This window comes from Mesorhizobium sp. M7A.F.Ca.CA.002.15.2.1, from assembly GCF_003998715.1.
Taxonomy (GTDB): Bacteria; Pseudomonadota; Alphaproteobacteria; order Rhizobiales; family Rhizobiaceae; genus Mesorhizobium; species Mesorhizobium ciceri.
In genome coordinates, this window is sequence record NZ_RZPI01000355.1 from 1 (window position 1) to 5723 (window position 5723).

At 64.0% G+C, this 5723-nt stretch carries 5 protein-coding genes and 1 pseudogene; 5 read left to right on the forward strand and 1 reads right to left on the reverse strand.

All coding sequences use genetic code 11. The annotated features are described in order from the left end of the window. The first annotated feature begins 73 nt into the window (after positions 1 to 73). Complete coding sequence (locus ENZ74_RS19550; RefSeq protein WP_063169596.1) at positions 74 to 700, forward strand: DUF1326 domain-containing protein; 627 nt, start codon at positions 74 to 76, stop codon at positions 698 to 700. Positions 701 to 733: 33 nt separating this feature from the next. After that, positions 734 to 1522, forward strand: coding sequence for a DUF2182 domain-containing protein (locus tag ENZ74_RS19555; protein ID WP_013528739.1), 789 nt, complete (start codon positions 734 to 736; stop codon positions 1520 to 1522). Between the two features lie 45 nt (positions 1523 to 1567). Here ENZ74_RS19555 and holA read toward each other — a convergent pair whose 3' ends face one another. After that, on the reverse strand, positions 1568 to 2611 hold the full coding sequence (gene holA / locus ENZ74_RS19560; protein ID WP_013528740.1) for a DNA polymerase III subunit delta: 1044 nt from the start codon (positions 2609 to 2611) through the stop codon (positions 1568 to 1570). A gap of 410 nt (positions 2612 to 3021) precedes the next feature. On the opposite strand from holA, the gene ENZ74_RS19565 reads away from it, so the two are divergent. From ENZ74_RS19565 to ENZ74_RS35720, 3 genes and pseudogenes are all read left to right on the forward strand, one after another. Then, positions 3022 to 4254, forward strand: a complete 1233-nt coding sequence (locus ENZ74_RS19565) for a 3-methyl-2-oxobutanoate dehydrogenase (2-methylpropanoyl-transferring) subunit alpha (RefSeq protein ID WP_063169595.1) — start codon at positions 3022 to 3024, stop codon at positions 4252 to 4254. Positions 4255 to 4257: 3 nt separating this feature from the next. Beyond that, positions 4258 to 5271 (forward strand): alpha-ketoacid dehydrogenase subunit beta, encoded by a 1014-nt coding sequence (locus tag ENZ74_RS19570; protein ID WP_013528742.1) that lies wholly within the window; start codon positions 4258 to 4260, stop codon positions 5269 to 5271. Position 5272: 1 nt separating this feature from the next. Then, positions 5273 to 5698, forward strand: a pseudogene (locus tag ENZ74_RS35720) (biotin/lipoyl-containing protein); the annotation flags it as partial. Between the last annotated feature and the right edge of the window lie 25 nt (positions 5699 to 5723).

Genomic DNA, 5723 nt, shown 5'->3' on the forward strand with positions numbered 1-5723 from the left:
TACAACAATCGTGAAATGGCACCGCCCCGCCAATGCGATATGCCGACGCGCCTGACGCAAGTGGGAGGTGCAAATGGCAGTCCGTTGGCAATTGTCCGGAAGTTACTTCGAAAATTGTAGCTGCGATGTCGTATGTCCTTGTCTGCTGTCCACCAACGCGCAGCTGACATCGAAGCCGACGAAAGGTGTTTGCGACGTCGGTTTGGTCTTTCATATCAACACGGGCAACTACGGCGACGTTCGATTGGATGGGCTCAGTGTCGCGATGGTCGCTCACACGCCGGGTCCTATGGCAAACGGCAATTGGACGGCCGCCGCCTATATCGACGAACGGGCCGATGACAGGCAAACAGAGGCGCTAGGTGCCATCTTCACCGGCGCTGCGGGCGGCCCTATGGCGGTGCTGGCACTCATGATTGGCACGAATCTTGGCGCCAAGAAGGTGCCGATAAGCTACCGGATAGACGGCAAGAAGCGGTCGGCGGAGATTGCGGGCGTCATGCAGATGGCGGTCGAGCCGCTGCCGACAATGCGCGAGGACGGGCAGATGTGGGCGGCCACAGGCCATCCTGTCAATCCCGATTGGCTCGCCCTGGCGATGGGGGCGGAAGGCAGTACATTCAGCGATCATGGCATGAGCTGGGACAATTCCCGCCGAAACGGACATTACGCCCCGATCAATTGGTCTGGGCAGCAGTAGCCGTAGGCAGCGTAGCACGGAACGACCTCGTCCATGGCCCCGACGTTGCAGCGATACATCATTCTCGCGCTGCTGATCGCTATCGCTGCGGCGGCGTGGACCCTGCTTGTCTGGCAGCAGATGGGCATGGACGCGGACATGCGCATGGAAATGTACGCACTCACCATGGGTATGAAGGCGCCGCTGTTTCTTGCCATCTGGATGATCATGATGATTGCCATGATGTTTCCGACGGCCGCGCCCATGATCCTGACGTTTCACCAGGTCCAGGCCGGCAAACAGAGCCGGGGCGAGACCTTTGTCTCGAGCTGGGTGTTCGTGGCCGGGTATATGCTGGTTTGGGGCGTGATGGGCGTTATCGCCTTTGCCGGTGCGGCGGGTGCGGAGATGCTTGCCGGGCATGTGGGTTTGTCCGCTGCGACGGCCGCGCGTATCGGCGGCGCGCTGCTGATGATTGGGGGCGCCTATCAACTCTCCCCACTGAAAGATCTGTGTCTGGCCAAATGCCGCACGCCGATTGGCTTCATCCTGACCTCATGGCGCGATGGTTATTGGGGTGCGGTTCGCATGGGCCTGGAGCATGGACTTTTTTGCCTGGGCTGCTGCTGGCTTTTGTTTCTCGCCCTCTTTCCTCTCGGGATCATGAACGTCGCCGCAATGGCCGTGGTCACCTTGCTGATCTTTGCGGAAAAGACCCTCCCGTCCGGAGGTGGGATCGCAAAGGTGTCGGGTATCGCTCTGCTTCTTTACGGCGCGGCGGTGCTGGTCTTTCCACAGGCGCTGCCAACCTTCCAGCAGGTGGGCGCCATGACAATGAATTGACCGATGGAGGCAGCGCTCGGCGCCGAGAAGAGGAGGATCGCTCTCCTACCGCTGCGCCAACCTGCTGCTCTCCACCGCAATGCCAAGCAGCGCCTGTCTTGCCAGCGCGACGGAAAGATCCGGCCGCCGCCTGGTCTGCAGCACCGCCGTCTGCAGCCGAGTCAACGCGCGGCCGAGCGCTTCGGTGCTCCAGCGTTCCAGCGCTTTCTCCACCAGCTTGCGCCTGGAGAAAAACACCGGCGGGCGGGCGGCGGCAACGACCGAGGCGGCGTTGCGGTTGCCGGACTCCATCTGGCCGCGCATGATCTGGATCTGCTGCAACTGCCGCATTGCCGAGGACAGCACCAGGAAGGGCTGGCCGCCGGACTGGCAATGGCGGGTGAAGGCGGTGTCGAAGTCGCCGATCTTGCCTTCGAGAAGCGCGTCGACCGCGTCGTCGAAAGACGCGCCGGAGACATCACCTGACATCGCTTTGACCTCCTCCAGGCCGATCTCGGTCTGGCCATGGGCGTAGAGCACAAGCTTCTCGATCTCACCGCGCGAGGCCAGCCGGTCGCCGCCGAGATTGCGGCGCAGCGCCTGTCTCGCTTCCATGGTCATCGACATGCCGGCCCTGCCCAGTTCGCCGTCGATGACGGTGTCGATGTCGCGGGCTTCATCGGCATAGCAAGGCAGGGCCATGGCGTTGTCGGCCGCCTCGACGATGGCGCGCAGGCCGACACCTTTCTTGAGGTCGCCGGCCTCGATGAGAATGATCGCATCGCGCGCGGGCTCGGCCGTCAGCGCCTTGACGTCGTCGGCCAATGCCTTCTGGCCGCTGGCATTGCGCACCCACAGCAGGCGCCGGTCGGAAAACATCGGCACGGTGCGGGCCTCGTCGAGCAGCCGGCCCTCGTCTCGGTCGACCTCCGACCCCTCCAGCCTGACCACCGAGAAGGGATCGTCGAGCGGCAGGCCGGTCTTGCCGGCAAAGGCCTTTGCTCGCTCGGAGACGAGGCCGCGATCGGGGCCGTAAAGCAGGACGATGGAGATCCGCTGGTCCGGCTTCGCGAGCCAGCCATCGACCTCATATGCTTTCTTCTGTGCCATGGCGGGTTGGTTAGCATGATGTGGGGGCGGCATCCAGCTTGGGCGAACGGTCGACCCCCACTCCGTCGAGCTTCGCTCGACACCTCTCCCCCGATCGACGGGGGAGAGGAAGGGCGCGAGTTGGCCAGCCTTGGCTCCCTTCCTCTCCCCCGATCGACGGGGGAGAGGAAAGGCGCGAGTTCGTCGACCAATCACCTTATCTGCCGGCAAACCTCGCCCAACCTTCCCTCTAATTGCGCGCCACCGCCCAACATCGACAAGAAATTTCGCGGACATATCTTCATCTTGGGTGCGGGAGGCTGGATCGGCCGGCGTGGCCGGGACCGACGTCCGCAGGCTACCCGACGAATTCGCACTGGCGGCGCAGATATGCAAATATCTGTTCCGGGCAACATTGGAGGACAAAGGTCATGGCCGATGCTGGGATGTTGCGTTTCCACGTTCCGGAGCCGGAAGTGCGGCCGGGCGGAACGCCTGACTTTTCCAATGTGCCGATCCCCAAGGCCGGCTCTGTGCCGCGCCCGGAGATCGATGTCGATCCGCGCACCATCCGCGATCATGCCTTCTCGATCATCCGCGTGCTGAACCGCACTGGCGAGGCCGTCGGCCCGTGGGCCAGCCTGCTGTCCAGCGACGAACTTCTCACCGGCCTGCGCCACATGATGACGCTGCGGACCTTCGATGCGCGCATGCAGATGGCGCAGCGGCAGGGCAAGACCTCGTTCTACATGCAGCATCTGGGCGAAGAGGCTGTGGCTTGCGCCTTCCGCAAGGCACTGGCGCCGGGCGACATGAACTTTCCGACCTATCGCCAGGCAGGGCTGCTGATTGCCGATGGCTACCCGATGGTCACGATGATGAACCAGATCTATTCCAACGAAGCCGACCCGCTGAAGGGCCGGCAATTGCCGGTCATGTATTCTTCGAAGGAGCACGGCTTCTTCTCGATCTCCGGCAATCTGGCGACGCAGTACATCCAGGCGGTCGGCTGGGCGATGGCCTCGGCGATATCGAACGATTCACGCATCGCAGCCGCGTGGATCGGCGACGGCTCGACGGCCGAGTCCGATTTCCATTCGGCGCTGGTGTTCGCCTCCACCTACAAGGCGCCGGTCGTGCTCAATGTCGTCAACAACCAGTGGGCGATCTCGACCTTTCAAGGCATCGCGCGCGGCGGTTCGGGCACGTTCGCGGCGAGGGGCCTCGGCTTCGGCATCCCGTCACTGCGCGTCGACGGCAACGACTATCTCGCGGTGCATGCGGTCGCCAAATGGGCGGCGGAGCGGGCGCGCAGCAATCTCGGGCCGACGCTGGTCGAATATGTCACCTACCGTGCCGGCGCACATTCGAGCTCGGACGACCCGTCCGCCTACCGGCCGAAGACCGAATCCGACGCCTGGCCGCTCGGCGACCCGATCGTGCGGCTGAAGAACCATCTCATCGCGCTCGGCGTCTGGTCGGACGAGCGGCACGCGCAGGCCGAGGCGGAAATCCTCGACACGGTTATCGCGGCGCAGAAGGAAGCGGAAAGCCACGGCACGCTGCATGCCGGCGGCAAGCCGTCGACGCGCGACATGTTCGAGGGGCTCTATGCCGAGATGCCGCCGCATCTCAGGCGCCAGCGCCAGCAGGCGGGAGTCTGAGCCATGCCGAGACGGACCATGATCGAGGCCATTCGCGATGCCATGGATGTGTCGATGGGGCGCGACGAGAAAGTCGTCGTGTTCGGCGAGGACGTCGGCTTCTTCGGCGGCGTCTTCCGCTGCACGCAGGGCTTGCAGGCCAAATACGGCAAGAGCCGCTGCTTCGATGCGCCGATCAACGAATCCGGCATTGTCGGCTCGGCCATAGGCATGGCCGCCTATGGCTTGAAGCCGTGCGTGGAAATTCAGTTTGCCGACTACATGTACCCGGCCTACGACCAGCTGACCCAGGAAGCGGCACGGCTGCGCTACCGCTCCAACGGCGATTTCACCTGCCCGATCGTGGTGCGCATGCCGACCGGCGGCGGCATTTTTGGCGGCCAGACGCACAGCCAGAGCCCTGAGGCGCTGTTCACCCATGTGTCGGGGCTGAAGACGGTGGTGCCGTCCAACCCGCACGACGCCAAGGGGCTTTTGATCGCGGCGATCGAGGATCCGGATCCGGTGATCTTCCTCGAGCCGAAGCGGCTCTACAACGGTCCGTTCGATGGTCATCACGACCGGCCGGTGACGCCCTGGTCGAAGCATGAGCTGGGCGAGGTGGCCGACGGCCACTACACGGTGCCGCTCGGCAAGGCGGCGATCCGCAGGGCAGGCTCGGCCCTCACCGTGCTCGCCTACGGCACCATGGTCTATGTCGCGCAGGCGGCTGTCGAAGAAACCGGCATCGATGCCGAGATCATCGACCTCAGGACCCTGCTGCCGCTTGATCTCGATACGATCGTCGCCTCGGTGAAAAAGACCGGGCGCTGCGTCATCGTGCATGAGGCGACGCTGACCTCGGGCTTCGGCGCCGAGCTGTCGGCGCTGGTGCAGGAAAACTGTTTCTATCACCTCGAAGCGCCGGTTGCTCGCGTTGCCGGCTGGGACACGCCCTATCCGCATGCGCAGGAGTGGGATTATTTTCCCGGTCCCGCCCGCGTTGGCCGTGCCTTGCTTGAAACCATGGGAGCCTGAGATGGGCGAACACATCATCAAGCTGCCCGATGTCGGCGAAGGCGTCGCCGAGGCCGAGCTGGTCGAATGGCACGTCAAGGTCGGCGATATCGTCCGCGAGGACACTGTGCTCGCCGCAGTCATGACCGACAAGGCGACGGTTGAAATCCCCTCGCCGGTTGATGGCGAGATCCTGTGGCTGGGCGCCGAGATCGGCGACACGGTGGCCATCGGCTCGCCCATCGTGCGGCTGAAGGTGGCGGGCGAGGGCAACGCCAAGCCGCAAGGCGCCGAAGCGGAAGCGGTGTCCGCTGAGCCTCCGGCAAAACTTCCGACGCCGAAGCCCGAGGCTGCTGCGCCGGTCGTGAAGACATCCCCAAAGAGCGACGAGCCCAAGGCGAAACCGGCAGCCTCACAGAAAAGCACGGCGCAGCCTTCCGTCTCCGGCGACGCCAGCGGTCTTTCGCCTTGAA

Excerpts from the sequence above, each read along its gene's own strand:
- ENZ74_RS19550 (WP_063169596.1), top strand. The coding sequence starts at position 74 with ATGGCAGTCCGTTGGCAATTGTCCGGAAGTTACTTCGAAAATTGTAGC.
- ENZ74_RS19555 (WP_013528739.1), top strand. The coding sequence starts at position 734 with ATGGCCCCGACGTTGCAGCGATACATCATTCTCGCGCTGCTGATCGCT.
- holA (WP_013528740.1), bottom strand. The coding sequence starts at position 2,611 with ATGGCACAGAAGAAAGCATATGAGGTCGATGGCTGGCTCGCGAAGCCG.
- ENZ74_RS19565 (WP_063169595.1), top strand. The coding sequence starts at position 3,022 with ATGGCCGATGCTGGGATGTTGCGTTTCCACGTTCCGGAGCCGGAAGTG.
- ENZ74_RS19570 (WP_013528742.1), top strand. The coding sequence starts at position 4,258 with ATGCCGAGACGGACCATGATCGAGGCCATTCGCGATGCCATGGATGTG.